The sequence below is a fragment of the Echinicola pacifica DSM 19836 genome, from assembly GCF_000373245.1.
In the GTDB taxonomy this organism is placed as follows: Bacteria; Bacteroidota; Bacteroidia; order Cytophagales; family Cyclobacteriaceae; genus Echinicola; species Echinicola pacifica.
The window spans coordinates 656779-672588 of record NZ_KB890738.1 but is presented as its reverse complement, the minus strand read 5'-3'; the positions used below and the strand labels follow the sequence as shown (position 1 = coordinate 672588).

15 protein-coding genes are annotated in these 15810 nt (G+C 41.2%); 2 read left to right on the top strand and 13 right to left on the bottom strand.

The annotated features are described in order from the left end of the window. Nucleotides 1–217: 217 nt before the first annotated feature. The 13 genes from B050_RS0102805 to B050_RS0102740 all read right to left on the bottom strand — a co-directional run bounded on the left by B050_RS0102805 (nt 218) and on the right by B050_RS0102740 (nt 14257). Nucleotides 218–1393 (bottom strand): thiolase family protein, encoded by a 1176-nt coding sequence (locus tag B050_RS0102805; RefSeq protein ID WP_018472364.1) that lies wholly within the window; start codon nt 1391–1393, stop codon nt 218–220. A gap of 190 nt (nt 1394–1583) precedes the next feature. Next, nucleotides 1584–3989, bottom strand: a complete 2406-nt coding sequence (locus B050_RS0102800; protein WP_018472363.1) for a 3-hydroxyacyl-CoA dehydrogenase/enoyl-CoA hydratase family protein — start codon at nt 3987–3989, stop codon at nt 1584–1586. 31 nt (nt 3990–4020) lie between these two features. After that, complete coding sequence (locus B050_RS0102795) at nt 4021–4461, bottom strand: MarR family winged helix-turn-helix transcriptional regulator (protein WP_018472362.1); 441 nt, start codon at nt 4459–4461, stop codon at nt 4021–4023. 375 nt (nt 4462–4836) lie between these two features. After that, a complete protein-coding gene (locus tag B050_RS0102790) occupies nt 4837–5673 on the bottom strand; it encodes an alpha/beta hydrolase (protein ID WP_018472361.1) in 837 nt (278 codons plus the stop codon). Nucleotides 5674–5733: 60 nt separating this feature from the next. Next, nucleotides 5734–6486 (bottom strand): hypothetical protein, encoded by a 753-nt coding sequence (locus tag B050_RS0102785; RefSeq protein ID WP_157492499.1) that lies wholly within the window; start codon nt 6484–6486, stop codon nt 5734–5736. 616 nt (nt 6487–7102) lie between these two features. Further along, nucleotides 7103–8755, bottom strand: coding sequence for an Ig-like domain-containing domain (locus B050_RS21990; RefSeq protein WP_018472358.1), 1653 nt, complete (start codon nt 8753–8755; stop codon nt 7103–7105). 86 nt (nt 8756–8841) lie between these two features. Then, nucleotides 8842–9729 carry a class I SAM-dependent methyltransferase gene (locus B050_RS0102770; RefSeq protein ID WP_026235574.1) on the bottom strand — a complete coding sequence of 296 codons (888 nt, stop codon included), beginning with the start codon at nt 9727–9729 and terminating at the stop codon, nt 8842–8844. 2 nt (nt 9730–9731) lie between these two features. Beyond that, nucleotides 9732–11597: a tRNA uridine-5-carboxymethylaminomethyl(34) synthesis enzyme MnmG gene (mnmG, locus tag B050_RS0102765; protein WP_018472356.1), complete on the bottom strand. Its 1866-nt coding sequence runs from the start codon at nt 11595–11597 to the stop codon at nt 9732–9734. 231 nt (nt 11598–11828) lie between these two features. After that, entirely contained in the window at nt 11829–12266 is a 438-nt protein-coding gene (gene ybeY, locus B050_RS0102760; protein WP_018472355.1) for an rRNA maturation RNase YbeY, read from the bottom strand. Nucleotide 12267: 1 nt separating this feature from the next. After that, the gene (locus B050_RS0102755; protein WP_018472354.1) at nt 12268–12669 is read right to left on the bottom strand and encodes an ATP-binding protein; all 402 of its coding nucleotides are present in this window, start codon (nt 12667–12669) and stop codon (nt 12268–12270) included. 31 nt (nt 12670–12700) lie between these two features. After that, nucleotides 12701–13465 (bottom strand): exodeoxyribonuclease III, encoded by a 765-nt coding sequence (locus B050_RS0102750; protein WP_018472353.1) that lies wholly within the window; start codon nt 13463–13465, stop codon nt 12701–12703. Between the two features lie 80 nt (nt 13466–13545). Beyond that, nucleotides 13546–13908 (bottom strand): hypothetical protein, encoded by a 363-nt coding sequence (locus B050_RS0102745; RefSeq protein ID WP_018472352.1) that lies wholly within the window; start codon nt 13906–13908, stop codon nt 13546–13548. Then, complete coding sequence (locus B050_RS0102740; RefSeq protein WP_018472351.1) at nt 13901–14257, bottom strand: carboxymuconolactone decarboxylase family protein; 357 nt, start codon at nt 14255–14257, stop codon at nt 13901–13903. Before B050_RS0102740 ends, B050_RS0102745 begins: the two co-directional genes overlap by 8 nt. An 82-nt stretch (nt 14258–14339) precedes the next feature. Here B050_RS0102740 and B050_RS0102735 point away from each other — a divergent pair, with 82 nt between their 5' ends. Continuing rightward, nucleotides 14340–15032, top strand: coding sequence for a ComF family protein (locus tag B050_RS0102735; protein WP_026235573.1), 693 nt, complete (start codon nt 14340–14342; stop codon nt 15030–15032). Nucleotides 15033–15177: 145 nt separating this feature from the next. Continuing rightward, nucleotides 15178–15810: a hypothetical protein gene (locus B050_RS0102730; RefSeq protein WP_018472348.1), complete on the top strand. Its 633-nt coding sequence runs from the start codon at nt 15178–15180 to the stop codon at nt 15808–15810.

The window sequence follows — 15810 nt, the reverse complement described above, 5'->3', positions numbered from 1 at the left end:
GTGATATTAGAGCACTGAGGCTAGACTTAGGACCTGCACATTGGCTGAGATCTAAAATCAGTAGGCTATCATTTTTACTTTTCGTGAAAAGGAATTGGGACGGTTTAGAAAATTTCTTTTGCCTGAAAGGCGAATAAAAAAGACTACTTCCAAACCGAATTCTGCACTGATGGACTGCCTATACAATAGATAAGCTCCATCCAGCAAAGCCTACATCCTATTTCAACAATTCGATAACGCCAGCGACGCCTTGTCCGCCACCTACACAGGCGGTGATGAGTCCGTATTTCTGATTTCTACGTCCTAGCTCATGCATCATTTGCACGGTGAGTTTTGCCCCGGTACATCCGAGTGGGTGTCCTAGTGCGACGGCGCCACCGTTGACATTGACGATCTCATGATCCATATCCAGGGATCGGATCACCGCCAGCGCCTGGGCTGCAAAGGCTTCATTCAGCTCTATCAAATCAATATCTTGAAGGCTAAGACCCGCTTGCTTTAGGGCTTTGGGGACCGCCTCTTTGGGTCCTATACCCATGATCCTCGGATCGACCCCAGCCACGGAATAACTCATGAGTCGAGCCATAGGCTCCAAGTTGAGCTGCTTCATCAGTCGCTCAGACATGAGCACTGTAAATGAGGCGCCATCGGAAGTCTGGGAGGAATTACCCGCTGTCACCTGACCGCCCTGCTTAAATGCCGGCTTCAATTTACTCAATACCTCCATGCTGGTTCCCGGTCTGGGACCCTCATCAGTGTCCACCACATAAGTCCTCGTCTTTTTCCTGCCATCTTCATCCAGATAAGTTTCTTCCACATTGATGGGAAGGATCTCTTCCTTAAACTTACCCGCCTTGATCGCTGCTATGGCCCGCTCGTGAGAGGTTACTGCAAACTGATCCGAGTCCTCCCGGGAGACATTATAGTCCTTGGCAAGCTCCTCCGCCGTAAGTCCCATGCTCAGGTAATACTCCGGATGCTCAGAAGCGATCTTCCAGTTCAGCGCCGTCTTATACCCCATCATTGGCACCAAGGACATGGACTCCGTGCCCCCTGCAATGATGCAGTCGGCCATTCCGGCTTTTATCTTTGCTGAGGCAATGGCAATGGCTTCTAAGCCAGACCCGCAATACCGGTTGAGTACAAATCCCGGAACTTCTTTGCCAAGAGCCATCAGCGATATCATCCTGCCCATTTGCATGCCTTGTTCTGCTTCCGGCACGGCATTTCCCACGATGAGATCATCCACCATATTGGCTTCCAATCCTGGTGTGTCTGCTATTAGATGCTTGATCACATCCACCGCCAGATCATCTGGCCGGTAAAAGCGGAATCCACCCTTTTTGGATTTCCCTACCGCTGTTCTATATCCATTGATTATATAAGATTCCATATGAGTATCTAGATTTTAGTAGCTAGCCACAGGACTAACTTTTGGTTCAATTATTATTTAATCTATTATCAAGAGAATTTCTATTGCCCCTAAATCATAGGCCAAATAGCGCTGCTCAAGAAATAATTTAGCCTATTCACCTTCCAGCCAAATCAGGTATCAGCCCAAATCAGCAGGAATGAAAATCTCGCTAATTTCTCAGAGGCTTACCCTTAAACAGGATGCTGTGGATACGCTCAATGGTCTTCTGCTCGCCCGTCAAGCTCAAGAATGCTTCTCTTTCGAGATCCAAGAGGTACTGCTCGCTCACGAGAGTAGGCTGCGAAAGATCTCCTCCGCTCATCACCCAGGCGAGTTTTCTCGCGATCTTGGCGTCATGGTCAGATATATATTTGCCAAACTGCATTCCAGTAATTCCGGCTTCAAATAAGGCCAGGGAAGTCTTGCCAAGCACTCGGATATCGGTCTGCTGAATGGGTTGCGTATATCCTTCATCATATAAGGCAATGACCTTGGACTTCGCCTCCGCCAGCTGTCGCTTACGGTTGAGGGTGATGCTGTCCTTAGCCTGCAGGTATCCTAGGCCGCGCGCCTCTTCTGCGGAAGTAGAGACTTTAGCTGTCGCAATATTCATGAAATACTCCTGAAGCCTATTAAGTTCTACATCCCCCTGATGGGTGGCATTCGAGAAGCGAAGGGTCATCTCTTTGGTACCTCCTCCAGCAGGGATCAAGCCCACACCAAATTCCACCAAACCCATATACAACTCAGCATGAGCCTGGACCGCATCGGCATGCAGTGACATCTCACATCCGCCACCAAGGGCCATATTATGTGGAGCCACCACGACAGGGACCGAACTGTATCTCACCCGCATCATGGTTTTCTGAAATTGAGCGATCATCAGATTGATCTCATCAAACTCCTGGTCTCCTGCAAACATAAACAGCATGGCCAGATTGGCCCCCGCTGAGAAGTTAGCTCCTTCATTGGCTATCACCAGACCCTTATAGTCTTTTTCCGCCATCGTAATCGCCGTATTTATGCCTTCTATCACCTCCTGACCCAGGGAGTTCATCTTAGTATGGAATTCCAGCCCTATCACCTCATCCCCAAGATCGTAAATGGTGGCTCCGGCATTTCCCCATACTTTCTTATTGGCCGCTTTTAGGGTGTCTATAAGAATAAATTCCTCCTGTCCAGGGATGACCTTATACGCTTTGGAAGGTATGTCGTAATAATGTCGACGGCCATTTTCAACCTTGTAAAACTGATCATGACCAGCCTCAAGCATTTCATAAACCCAGTCCGCTGGCTTATGACCAGCCTCTTCCATTTTCCTGGTGGTCTCCTTCACCCCCAGTATATCCCAATTTTCGAATGGGCCATATTCCCATCCAAAACCTGCGCATACCGCCTGGTCAATTCGATAAAGCTCATCCGCAATCTCAGGAATCCTAAAGGAGCAATACCTGAACAAATCATAGAAACTGGCTCTATAAAATTCCCCGGCCTTATCCTCAAAGTTCACCAGAAACTTAATGCGCTCTTTCAGGTCATTAATATCCTTGGAAGCTTCCAAGGCTTTGAATTTTGGCTTTTCGACTGGCTTATATTCTTTTGTCTGCAGATCGATTTCCTTCAGTTCCTTAGATCCATCTTTGTGGCGGATCATATGGAAGAATCCCTGACCCGACTTATCACCGAGCCATTTGTTTTCGGATAAGTATTGTACGATTGCCGGCAACTCAAATTGAGCCCTGGATTCATCGTGTTTGAGGACCTTGCTCAGGTTGCTGGCCACATTTACCATGGTATCCAGGCCCACCACATCCATAGTTCGGAAGGTGGCGGATTTTGCCCGGCCTATCACCGTGCCGGTAAGCTTGTCCACTTCGGAAACTGACAGTCCCTGCTCTTCTATAATGTGCATGCCCGACATCATGGCATATACGCCGATTCTATTGGCGATGAAAGCAGGGGTATCTTTACAGAGCACCGTCTCCTTACCCAAGTGCCGGTCACCGTAATCCATGAGAAAATCGATAATTTCTGGATCGGTCTTTGGACCGGGGATAATCTCCAGTAGGCGCAGGTATCGCGGAGGGTTAAAAAAGTGAGATCCGCAGAAATTACGTTGAAAGTCCTCTGATCTTCCTTCGCTCAGCATATGCATCGGAATCCCGGAAGTATTGGAAGTGATGAGCGTTCCTGGTTTACGGTATTTTTCTACCTTCTCATAGAGGGACTGCTTGATGTCGAGCCTTTCCACGACCACTTCTATGACCCAGTCGCAGCTGGCGATTTTCTCTAAGTCATCATCAAAATTTCCAGTATCAATTCTATTGACAAAGTCCAAATCATAAATTGGAGATGGCTTTGATTTTAGGGTCTTTTGCAAGGCTTCATTCACCGGACGGTTGCGCACCTCAATACTTTCTTTGGTCAGTCCTTTTTTGATCTCCTCCTCATTAAGCTCTCTCGGAACAATGTCCAACAGTAGCACTTTCACCCCAATATTGGCAAAATGACAGGCTATTCTGGACCCCATGATTCCGGAACCTAATACGGCAATCTTCTCAATGGTTCGTTTCATAGATTTAGGTTTTTTTGTTGGCCTATTACGGCTAATTGTCTGCTATTATTTGATTTTCGATTACTTGATTGATTCTTTGGAAGACCTTGACAAACTGCTCAAGCTCCTCCTCGCTCACCAGCTCCCGGACAGCTTCATTAAATCCCTTGATGGTGGCGACTGATAGGTCCTTTTTCCGCTTTCCCTCGAGGGTCAAAAATATGCGGACAGATCGCTTGTCAACTAGATCAGGCTGCCTAAAAATCAGCCCCTTTTCTTCCATTGACTTTAATATTCGAGTGAGACTCCTCGCTTCCATCCCCATCAGCGGGGCGATCTTCGTGGCCGGAGTCCCTTCCTTACTGTTGATATTGATAAGTACAAAGCCTATGGATGTAGTGAAACCCTGCTCAACCGCCTTCTGGTTATACATCCTGGATATCGCATGCCAGGCACTTTTGATATGAAAATCTACGGTCTCTTCAGGCTTCATTACTTTGGGCTGTTTATATCCTTAACGAAATATAAGAATATTTTGTATGCATGCATACTATTTTTTATAAAAAAAGCCTTAGTAATTTAAAAATAATATTGGTATAAAACACTGATTTATAGCTATTATATGAAGGAAAAAAAAGAAATGATGCAGCCAGACTAAATTTCTTATTACTGTAGGAAATTATAACCTTTGTCCTAATCCAGCCTTAAATAGCATGAATGCCATTTATCAAGGTTTCTATCCACAATACTATTAAAAACACTTAATCTCCTGCACATAAATCTGCTTTCTCCAGCATGGTGAAAATGGAGGTTAAATGGGTAAAAAATAACTTGTTGAAGCTTTCATTTATAAAATATATTCCCGGTCTTAATTGGCATTATTGGCAAAGCAATTGGCGATATACATCATCTGATATTGAATCGAATTGTGCCAATACTTATGATTATGAGCTCCCGGTCTGGCAATGAAATCATGTGGAATATTACGCTCTTCTAATTTCTGATGAAGCCTCTTATTGGCATCATAAAAAAAATCATCCACTCCACAATCAATAATCAGGTTCATCGATTTGCCATCGAGGAGATATAGCATATTGATCACCGTATTTTCCTCCCAGCGCTCAGGGTGATCCGCATAGGCTCCCAGCCGCTTTGCTATATCCCAGTTCCTCGGAAAAGGCCGAATGTCCACCCCGCCACTGGTACTTCCTGCCACGGACCATAGATCCTGATGTCTTAGTGCCAAATACAAGGCTCCATGCCCACCCATACTCAATCCTGTAATGGCCCGGAAACGTCGATCCTGCTTGGTAGAATAGTGTTTTTCAACGTAAGTGATCAATTCTTCTGTCACAAAAGTCTCATATTGCATTTGAGGGTCCTCTGGGCTGTCGAAATACCAACTTGTAACACCTGCATCCGGACAAACGATTAGAAGCTTGTAGGTGTCTGCAAATAGCTGCAAATCGGCTATGCCAGACCAAGCAGTATAATCCGCCCCTGCTCCATGCAGTAAATATACCGTAGCATAAGTTTCTTCTTCATCATATTCGGATGGGCTGATGATAAGATTTGGAATGGATTTTTGCATCTTTTCACTATACACTTTTACCGTATCGGTTTTGGCATATAGGCTGAGAGAACTAAAAAAAATAAGGCCGATAAAGGCCAAAGGTCTGGAAAACTTACTTACTGTGGCTGGCATACAATGGGTATTGATTAGAAAGGATATTCAATGGCATAATGGCGCTTGAAGTGCCGTTACTTAATTTTTTTCTTTTTCAAATTTACCAATGGCGAAATTCAATTTGACATAAAAAGCACTTGGATCAAATTCCGGGGCATTGGAGATGATTAGGTCTTTGCGAATATCAGGGCTGAAATTTCTGCGTAGCTGGGTGACGCTGGAGTATAAATTCAGCATATATCCCACTTGCAGTCCCATTCTGGAATATACCCCGACCTGCGTGGTAGGCTTCAAGAAAGCACCCAAAAGCCTATCGGCATTTAAGCTGATATTGAGTCCAAGATTTCGCTGATAGAGAAAACTGGTATTCATGCCTCCCATTAGGTTTTCATTGAAGTCAGTCACCAGATCCTTAGTGATTAGGTCGAGAGAGGTCGTTCCGTAGTATAAACCTAGTTTTGGATAGATTCTCCATTCATCTGTGATGGTATTCTTCCAGTGGTACTGGAGGCCGGCAGTGATATGGAATGGTCTGTATCGATAATTTACAAATTCATTTTCGAAGCGTTTCTTGTTAAGGGTAAATTCACTTTCTGCAAAAAAACCTAATCCTGATAAGGCCACATAAGAAAATCCCGCCCCCAAAGTACCCGATTGAGCATTAAAAGTTTCATAACCGGCATTATCCAGATAATTAGCTAAATCGGTATAAGGTTGGTTTCTATAACCGGCAGACAAATAGAAATCTGTAAAATACAGTTTGTCCTGGCCCATGGCCATATCGAAGGTGCAAAAGACTAAACCTAAAATTATGAATAATACGCGCTTCATATTTCGCATTTTTTTTCTGATACCATTCCGCTTGCCCAGGAATATTCTAAGGGACCACGATTTTAAAGTTATCCATTTTTAAGTTTATAAAATACTTTTTTATCGATTTTGAGAAATATTCCTTTTGATCCAAATCCAGCTTTTTTTAGCCAAACTTCTTTTTCCTTCATGGCCATAAACCAAGGTCTCCATTCCGAGAAATCATCTCCCTTTTCTCAATTTCTTTTCCACACCCTATATATATATATATTTACTTATTTAAATAAAAAACTATTATAGTTATTAAGGTGTGGATTTGTGGGTAAGTATTTTATTTATTTTTACCCACATTATTTGTCTTGCTTTCCCACGCTTTATTCACCCTTAATCCACATATTATCCACTTGTAACTTACTGGCTGTAAGTGATTATTTTCATTTGGACTGATTATGTGCATAAGCTTATCACTTTCTTGATGTGCACTACTCTCTGTGTGTAGGAATGTGGATACTCGTGTATAAAAGAGGGCTTATCCCCAGAGGTAAAAAAATTATCCCGATGTGCCTTAGTACATCGGGATAAGTCCTACTTTGTCCATACCATATAAACACTTATTCACATCTATACCAACACTTATCTACATTTCTGGTATTTCAGTATCGGCCTCCGCTGGCATTTCAGGCTGATTCTCCATTTTAGGTACTGCTAAGCCTGATGCTCGTCTTTCGTTAATATTGATGTTTTGAAGGGTCCATTTACCTCTCAATAGGATCAAATTGCTCCTCTTTTCAGCATCGAAATAATAGAATATTGGTTCTGGCTGTCGCCTTTCCAGGTAGTTTCCCGGATCCCATTTCTTATTATTATTAAGATCTGCTATCACTTGGATTTGATATTCTCCAGCAGGTATCTTCTTGAAGGTATATTCATTGCCCTCATTTAGGTACTGTTCCTTGACTATTGTGCCGTCTTTTGAGCGTAACTGCACGATCAATGGAGAGAGCTCAGTAAGGACTTTCCCTTTAACCTCATCTGCTAAGTTCTCCTCATTTAGCTTCTTAAAATTGGTCTTTATCTCCTTTTCATTATATAGACCTTCCACATCCATGAAGGTGGAATCTGCTGCGAAGAGCTGATAAGTAGCGTTGCTGAGACTATCCTGGACTGGGACCTCTATCCACAATTTGCTACGAACTATACTGTCTTCTAAATATACGTTTTCTGATCCTATATTAATATATGCAGCTGAATCATACTGGATGAATAAGGAATCGTAGGATAGGCTTGCAAGTGGCTTATTGAAGGTGATATGGGTTTTGATAGTCCCTAAGAATTCCTTTTCCTTCGCCAAGGTAATCTCTAGCTTTTCCAGCTTCCTTTCGCTTTCTTCAAACTTTGCATATAAGGTGGTATCAACCTTAAACCCTACCGAGTCCACGGCATTTAATCTTATAGGAATACTGTCATTTGGCAGTACTTCATGATAAAGACGAATATTTTTATCCTTTATTCTATACGTTAAATCACTGCCTATGCCTTCCTGATTGATGGTGAATTTTGATGGTATCTTACTTAAGACTATATCATAATTTCCTCCTGATGCTGAGCTTCTGTTAATCTTAAAGACGGACAGATTTCCTCTATAGATATTGAAATGGGCGTCCCTTACGTTCTCATGTATTCTGATGGTGTCGGCGATGAACCCGTAATCCTCGCTCTTATCCTCTGCTTTAGAAGTATTATTGGTATCGTGCCAGGCATATCCACGATAGGTTCCAGCCTTGATATTCGTGATCTCAAATCGACCCGCCGTGTCCGTCTGTGTGAGGTAATACGGTGGATCGGTAAACACATCCATCGTGTCATCTTCTATCCTATATAAGCCCACGATCACATCCTCTATATCAGGCTTCTTCTGAGGCATTATATATTCCACTTTACCGGAGAAGGACAAGCTATCAATCATATTTCCTGTCGAAAATACCAGTTTAAGATTCTCCGCTGGATTACTTTCAGATATATCCTGAATGCTCTTTTGGAAATTAAATACATAGGTGGTGCTGTCTTCCAGCTCTTGGTTGAGCTTTATTCTCAGTTCATTTTTTACCGCCAATATTTCCATTTTATCCTTTTGAAGACTTGGGGTAATAAGGATGTTTCTGGTAGGATTATCGGTTTTGATGTATTCGTCAAAAGTCAGTATGATTTCCTTGGGCTTTATATTTAGACTTTGGTCTTTGGGGTTTGAGGATAATAATGTTGGGGCTTCTTCGTCCTTTGGTCCTCCCATTGGTGAGCTTTGCTTTGCACATGCATAGCAAAGCATTATTGCGGTTAATGCAATAATAGATCTAAATATATAATTGCTATTTTTCATTATTTTTTCTTCAAAATAAATAATAGGCTGGAGTAGTTATTATCCTTTTTGGCTAAATTATTTGAGGTATATCCTGTTTTTATGGATTCAATTATATTTTTCTTATTATAAATTATCTCACTTGATAATAAGGACACATAATAGCTGTCAAATATCATGGGTTTGGTATCCACTATCTTCATATTATACTTCTCTGCCAGTCTTGCCATACTTTCCTGATTGAAGTGGTATAAATGCCTTGGTACATCATAGGCCGCCCAGTTTTCTTTATATACCGCAGCGTCATGTGAATCATGGTTTGGCACAGCCAATAATAATATACCTCTGCTCTTGAGTTTGCTTAGCAGGAGATGTATCGTATGATCTAGCTCATGTATATGCTCCAATACATGAAATAAGGTGATGGCATCGAATTTCTTCTCTTTATCTATGGCTGCAAGATTATTATAGACCTTAATACCAAAATCCTGCGAAGCCAGTTTGGCGGCGTCTGCATTGGGCTCGATTCCCACGGTATCCCAGCCCTTGGACTGTGCGTAAGCTGGGAAGTGGCCAGTACCACAGCCATAATCTAATAGACGCTTCCCTTTAGTCTTGGTATAACCTATGACCCAATTTAGCTTTTGTTTTAATGTAATCTTCCTTACTTGCTTATAAACCCTATTCACCATATTATTGGCTTTATTAGTATGGGAGATATAGTTCTGGGATTTATAATATTTCCCTATTTCATCCACAGAAGGTCGAGGGTTAGTAAACAAAAAGTTACACTCATCGCATTTGCAAATAATAAATGATTCCTGCGATACACTATGGTCTTTTACGACTAGGTGGTTACGAAAATGTCCACTTTGGCAAAGTGGACATTTGGTTAGTTTCTCATACATATTTATCTGCCTAAATATACGGTTAGGATAGAAAGATCCGCTGGGCTCACGCCACTTATTCGGGATGCTTGACCTAAGGTTTCTGGTCGGATTTTATGTAATTTCTGTTTCCCCTCAGCTGATAGTGCTGGGATCTTTATATAGTCAAAAGCATCTGGAATTTTATAGTTTTCCATATTAATGAGCTTTTCGACCATCTGTTGTTCTTTCTCAATATAGCTATTATACTTTACTTGTATTTCGGCCTGCTCAAGTACTTCTTTGGGATATTTTGATAAGTACGTATTGATATCAGCATCCAAAGTCTTTATATTTTCCAAACCTAATTGTGGCCTTTTTAGCAGCTTTTCGATGGTAATCTTTTCTTTGATTGCTGCTGTTCCTTGTTCCTCCAATCCTGTATTGATGGTTTCCGGGTCCAATTTCTTTTGCTTCAGATCATTGATTAGCTTAGCTGTTTCATTCTTTTTCTCCAGCATCTTTTCCAGACGTTGATCAGAGGCCAGTCCTATATCATGTCCTAACTGTGTCAATCTGATATCGGCGTTATCTTGTCTAAGCAATAGCCTAAACTCAGCCCTAGAGGTGAACATCCTATAAGGTTCCTCTGTGCCTTTATTAATGAGATCATCGATTAATACACCTATATAGGCATCGGATCTTTTGAGTAAGAACGGTTCTTTTTCCTGGACTTTTCTAGCTGCGTTTATACCTGCCACCAAGCCCTGGCATGCAGCTTCTTCGTATCCTGTGGTACCGTTGATCTGCCCTGCAAAATAGAGGTTATCGACCAACTGTGTTTCCAGAGTAAGCTTTAATTGTGTTGGTGGGAAGAAATCATATTCTATGGCATAGCCTGGACGGAACATTTTACAGTTTTCAAATCCTGCTATTTTCTGTATGGCCTTTTGTTGAACGTCTTCGGGTAATGAAGTGGAAAACCCATTAACATAGATTTCTACGGTGTTCCATCCTTCTGGCTCCACGAATATTTGGTGTCGGTCTCTTTCTGCAAACCGATTGATTTTATCTTCTATTGAAGGACAATACCTTGGTCCTAATCCTTGGATTCTTCCATTAAACATGGGAGATCTATCAAATCCAGTTTCCAGTGTTTCGTGTACCTCTTTATTTGTATAGGTAATCCAGCAGGATCGTTGTTTTTTTAGAGTGCTGGTTTCATCAGAATAGGAGAATTTTTCTGGGTTTTCATCACCAAATTGTTCTTCCATTTTAGAATAGTCCAGCGATCTTCCATCCACTCTTGGAGGAGTACCGGTTTTCATCCGCCCTGCTTCGAAGCCTAATTCTACGAGTTGTTCCGTAATTCCTTTGGCAGCTGCTTCACCGGTTCTGCCACCTCCAAATTGCTTTTCACCTATATGGATGAGTCCATTTAGGAAAGTGCCATTGGTGAGGACTACCGATTTAGCTTTTATTTCTATCCCTATTCCTGTTTTTACACCTATAACTCTTTTGTCTTTTACGAGTAGTCCTGTGACCATTTCCTGCCAAAAATCTACTTTTGGAGTTCCTTCAAGTGCTAATCTCCACTCTTCAGCGAATCTCATGCGGTCATTTTGGGAGCGTGGAGACCACATTGCAGGACCTTTGGATCTATTAAGCATCCGGAACTGGATCATGGATTTATCTGAAATAATGCCTGTCATTCCGCCTAGCGCATCTATTTCTCGTACTATTTGGCCTTTTGCTACCCCTCCTATAGCTGGATTGCATGACATTTGAGCAATAGTATTCATATTCATTGTGCATAAAAGCACCGAACTCCCCATTTTTGCAGCAGCGTGGGCTGCTTCACAGCCTGCATGGCCCGCCCCTACTACTATTACATCATATTCCTGAAACATGTCTTCTCCTTTTCTTATTACTGTTCCACGTGAAACAGTTTGATTTAATCTTTTATTCGGTATTTATATTATTAAGTGTTTCACGTGAAACTTTTTTGATTAATTATTAATCAGTGTTCCACGTGGAACATGTTGTTAAATCTCTAGCAGTATTGTGTGTTATTTCAAGTCTCCTTTATGTTTCACGTGGAACAGCTGTGTTCCGAACTTATACTGTTTCACGTGGAACATTTATTTACTGCTCTCTAAGTCTTGAAACAATTGGATTGATTCATCTTCTTTATTTCTCATTACCTTAGCTTCTTCTTTGGTTTTGTCCTTATATCCGCATAAATGAAGCAGTCCATGACTCAAAACCCTAATTGTTTCCAATTGAAATGATTGTTTTTCGGTTGTCGCATTCTCTTTTACTCTATCTATACTGATAAATATATCCCCTTCTATCTCCTCTAATGCTTCCGAATTGTCAAAAGTAATAATGTCCGTATAAGTGTCGTGGTTTAAGTATTCTAAATTGATGGTATGAAGGTATTCGTCTGAGCAGAAGATATAGTTTAATTCCGAAATGGTAAATCCTTCTTTTGTAGCAAGGTCTTTTAACCATTTTTTTATCAATCGCTTTTGCTTTAAATCGAATTTGGTGTCCTCTGTGAAGAAATTAACCGCCATATTAATTCATATAGAAGGTTAAAATGGTTTTTCTACCCTCATTCTCATAATTGACCTCATCACTTAGGTGCTTCATGATGAATACTCCTCGCCCACCTGGATTTTCGATATTCTCTGGGGATGTGGGATCGTTAAGGTTTTCATAGTCAAAACCCTTACCCTCGTCCTCAATTGTGAACTGTAATTGATCCTCCAGGAAATTTACCTCCAGCTGTACCGACTTGTTTGCATCGTTGCGGTTACCATGAATAATGGCATTACTCACACATTCGGTGACCGATATCATGATGTTTCCATAAATATCATCATTGATCTGAAATTTTTCCTTTGCATTATCAATGAAACTTTCAATGATCTTAATGTTTTCAATCAAGGATGGAATCGAGATTTTGATGGACTTCATTAAGTGATATGTTTAGTGGTTGTTAGTTATACTATTCTATTTCTAATACTATTGGACAATGATCCGAATGTACTGCCGTGGGTAATATTCCCGCCGCTTTTACCCTTTCCTTCATTGAATTACTGGTCATATGATAGTCTATTCGCCAACCCTTATTATTGGCACGCGAATTTGCCCTATAACTCCACCAGGTATATTGGTCCGGATTAGGGTTATATATCCTGAAACTGTCATCAAAACCCGCATTGGTGAATTTGTCCATCCATGCCCTTTCCTCAGGAAGAAATCCAGAGGTGTTTTTATTGGATATAGGATTGTGAATGTCTATTGCCTTATGACATATATTATAATCCCCACTCAAAATAAGGTTGGGAGTCGATTTTACTAAATCCTGACTGTATCCGAAGACATCATCTAAGAAAGCATATTTGAAATCTTGACGAATACCCCCTGTAGTACCTGAAGGGAAATAAGAGCTTATAAATGAGAAATTGTCATAATCTGCTCGTATCATACGGCCTTCATCGTCGTATTTTTGGTACTCCATTCCATAAGTGATATGATTTGGCTTTACTTTAGATAAGATCGCCACCCCACTATATCCCTTCTTTACCGCAGGATACCAGTAACAATGATATCCCAAATCTTGTAATGGAGCCAGGTCTATTTGGGATTCCTGGGCCTTGATCTCCTGCAATCCAATGATATCAGGGTTCTCAATAGCCAGCCATTCCGCAAAACCTTTCTTCATCGCCGCACGAACTCCATTTACATTATAGGATACTATTTTAGTCATTACTTACTTTTTTTATGCTTTCCCTATTTACAATTTTAATAGGAAAGAAATATTTTATAATCTTATTTGAAGATTATTCCTTATTTAATGTCTATTTCAAATTCTTTTTCGAAGTATTCTAATACCTGGATTTTAAGCAATTTCTCTTGATCCAACAGCCCAAAATGCGGTAATTCCTTCATCAATTTCCAATGAGGCCAGCCATCCTGGTCTATAAAGTCTAACTCGTAGAAGCCCGCTAAACTCAAAACCTTACATACTGCAATATGTATAAGGTCCTGTTTCTGCTCCTTGCTGAAATTCTTCATGCCTTGGCCCAGTTCCTGAACACCTATGATGAATAAAACGCCATTAAGGTCAGCAGGTTTCTTTCCTAGCAGGTCTTTTATACCTATTAGGAGTTTTCCCCACCTTTTTTCCAGATCATATTCTTTCTTAAGCATTGTCTTTCTCCTGATTTTCTAAAGCTTCCCAATACTCTACAGCTCTCCGTAAATGTGGGATCACTATGGTACCACCTACCAAATTGGCAATAGAGAATACCTCAAACACCTCTTTTTTAGTTATTCCCACATCAAAACACTTCCCTAAATGGTAGCGAATGCAATCGTCACATCGCAAAACCATGGAGCAGGCGAGGCCTATCATCTCCTTACTTCTGACATCCACGGCACCTTCCTGAAATGCATTGGTGTCTAGGTTGAATATCCGCTTTAGCACCTTATTATCCTCGCCGAGGATCTTCTCATTCATGGATGCACGGTACTCATTGAATTCGTTGACTAAATTCATTATCTTATAGGATAGTTTTTATCTAAATAGCAAATATAACAGGTATTTTCCTGTCAATTAGAACTAACAACCCTTTTTCCTTATGCGTTTCACTTTTTTCAATGATTTTTTGGCCCTGCTCTTTCCGCAAACTTGCGTGGTCTGCAAAAGAAGCCTTTTTGACTTCGAAAAAGGCCTTTGTAGAATCTGTGAACACCAACTTCCAACCACCAATTATCACCTGAGGCCACAGAATAATGACCTTAGCATAAAAATAATGGGTTTGACTCAGGCGACCAATGTCATGGCCTTTCTTCGCTTTTCCAAAAAAGGAATGAGCCAGAAATTATTACATGCCCTCAAATACAGAAAAAAACCTGAAATTGGTCGCTTGCTGGGCCGTCTATACGGCCAAAAACTCCTGGAGGATGGCTTCGAAATCCGTTGGGATGGGATCGTGCCCGTTCCCTTGCATCCCCTTAAAGAAAAAAGACGCGGGTATAACCAAAGCCAAATGTTCGCTGAAGGCTTGTCTCTGGTCTTAAATGTACCCGTATGGAAGGCCCTTGATAGGATAGAGTTTACCAGTACACAAACCAAAAAGTCTCGCATGGAGAGAATTTCCAATGTGGAAGGGGTATTTGGTATTAATCAAAGCTTTGAAGTTTTAGGCAAACACCTGCTTCTGGTGGACGATGTCATGACCACTGGTGCTACGCTTTCCGCCTGTGCAAATGTGCTCCTGTCCAGCAAAACCCAGCAGGTGGATCTCGCAGTGATTGCAGCAGGGAAATAAGGCAAAAATTTCGTGTTATATTTTTACCCTGTTTAATGGCCTTGTTTTGTTTTTTTGAGCTTGATTACCATCTTTTGATACCCATATTCCACATTTCTTTGCCCATATTTCTTTTCTAGTGCCTATATTTTTCTTAGTATTAAGAATGACTGATTATGTATGGTATGCCTCCTACGGCTCTAATCTTCTGGAATCACGCTTTTTATGCTATATTCAAGGCGGTAAGCCTGCTGGATCCTCCAGGACTTATAGCGGATGTAAAGACGTAACCTTGCCCACCGGAAATAGGCCTCATGAGCTTCCTTACGAATTATATTTTGCCAAAAAGGCAAGTGTATGGAATGATGGTGGTGTTGCTTTTATCGATGTGGCTACTGAAACTGAAGATAAAACCCTGGCCAGAAAGTATAGGATCACCAGATCGCAATTTATGGAATTGGTACAGCAGGAAAATAATATTCCGGATACCATAATCCTCGATCTAGACCAGGTGAAGGCAGATAAATATCTGTGTTTTATAGATCGTGGTTGGTATAATACTATAGTATATTTAGGTGACTATGAAGGAGAGCCCATCTTTACTTTTACCAGTTCTACACTTTATGAGCCTAATATTAAGCCTGATATAGCTTACCTTATGACGATTATTGGAGGTTTAAAAGAATGTCATAATCTATCTGATGAGTCCATTATGGATTATTTATATAGTAAAAGGGGAATTAGAGACATGTTTGATGAAGAAGAATTAGCCAATTGTATCCGAAAATCCATAAGGTGA

What these genes read in the sequence shown, in the direction of transcription:
- B050_RS0102805 (WP_018472364.1), bottom strand. Translation starts at nt 1,393, where the DNA reads ATGGAATCTTATATAATCAATGGATATAGAACAGCGGTAGGGAAATCC.
- B050_RS0102800 (WP_018472363.1), bottom strand. Translation starts at nt 3,989, where the DNA reads ATGAAACGAACCATTGAGAAGATTGCCGTATTAGGTTCCGGAATCATG.
- B050_RS0102795 (WP_018472362.1), bottom strand. Translation starts at nt 4,461, where the DNA reads ATGAAGCCTGAAGAGACCGTAGATTTTCATATCAAAAGTGCCTGGCAT.
- B050_RS0102790 (WP_018472361.1), bottom strand. Translation starts at nt 5,673, where the DNA reads ATGCCAGCCACAGTAAGTAAGTTTTCCAGACCTTTGGCCTTTATCGGC.
- B050_RS0102785 (WP_157492499.1), bottom strand. Translation starts at nt 6,486, where the DNA reads ATGAAGCGCGTATTATTCATAATTTTAGGTTTAGTCTTTTGCACCTTC.
- B050_RS21990 (WP_018472358.1), bottom strand. Translation starts at nt 8,755, where the DNA reads ATGGGAGGACCAAAGGACGAAGAAGCCCCAACATTATTATCCTCAAAC.
- B050_RS0102770 (WP_026235574.1), bottom strand. Translation starts at nt 9,729, where the DNA reads ATGTATGAGAAACTAACCAAATGTCCACTTTGCCAAAGTGGACATTTT.
- mnmG (WP_018472356.1), bottom strand. Translation starts at nt 11,597, where the DNA reads ATGTTTCAGGAATATGATGTAATAGTAGTAGGGGCGGGCCATGCAGGC.
- ybeY (WP_018472355.1), bottom strand. Translation starts at nt 12,266, where the DNA reads ATGGCGGTTAATTTCTTCACAGAGGACACCAAATTCGATTTAAAGCAA.
- B050_RS0102755 (WP_018472354.1), bottom strand. Translation starts at nt 12,669, where the DNA reads ATGAAGTCCATCAAAATCTCGATTCCATCCTTGATTGAAAACATTAAG.
- B050_RS0102750 (WP_018472353.1), bottom strand. Translation starts at nt 13,465, where the DNA reads ATGACTAAAATAGTATCCTATAATGTAAATGGAGTTCGTGCGGCGATG.
- B050_RS0102745 (WP_018472352.1), bottom strand. Translation starts at nt 13,908, where the DNA reads ATGCTTAAGAAAGAATATGATCTGGAAAAAAGGTGGGGAAAACTCCTA.
- B050_RS0102740 (WP_018472351.1), bottom strand. Translation starts at nt 14,257, where the DNA reads ATGAATTTAGTCAACGAATTCAATGAGTACCGTGCATCCATGAATGAG.
- B050_RS0102735 (WP_026235573.1), top strand. Translation starts at nt 14,340, where the DNA reads ATGCGTTTCACTTTTTTCAATGATTTTTTGGCCCTGCTCTTTCCGCAA.
- B050_RS0102730 (WP_018472348.1), top strand. Translation starts at nt 15,178, where the DNA reads ATGACTGATTATGTATGGTATGCCTCCTACGGCTCTAATCTTCTGGAA.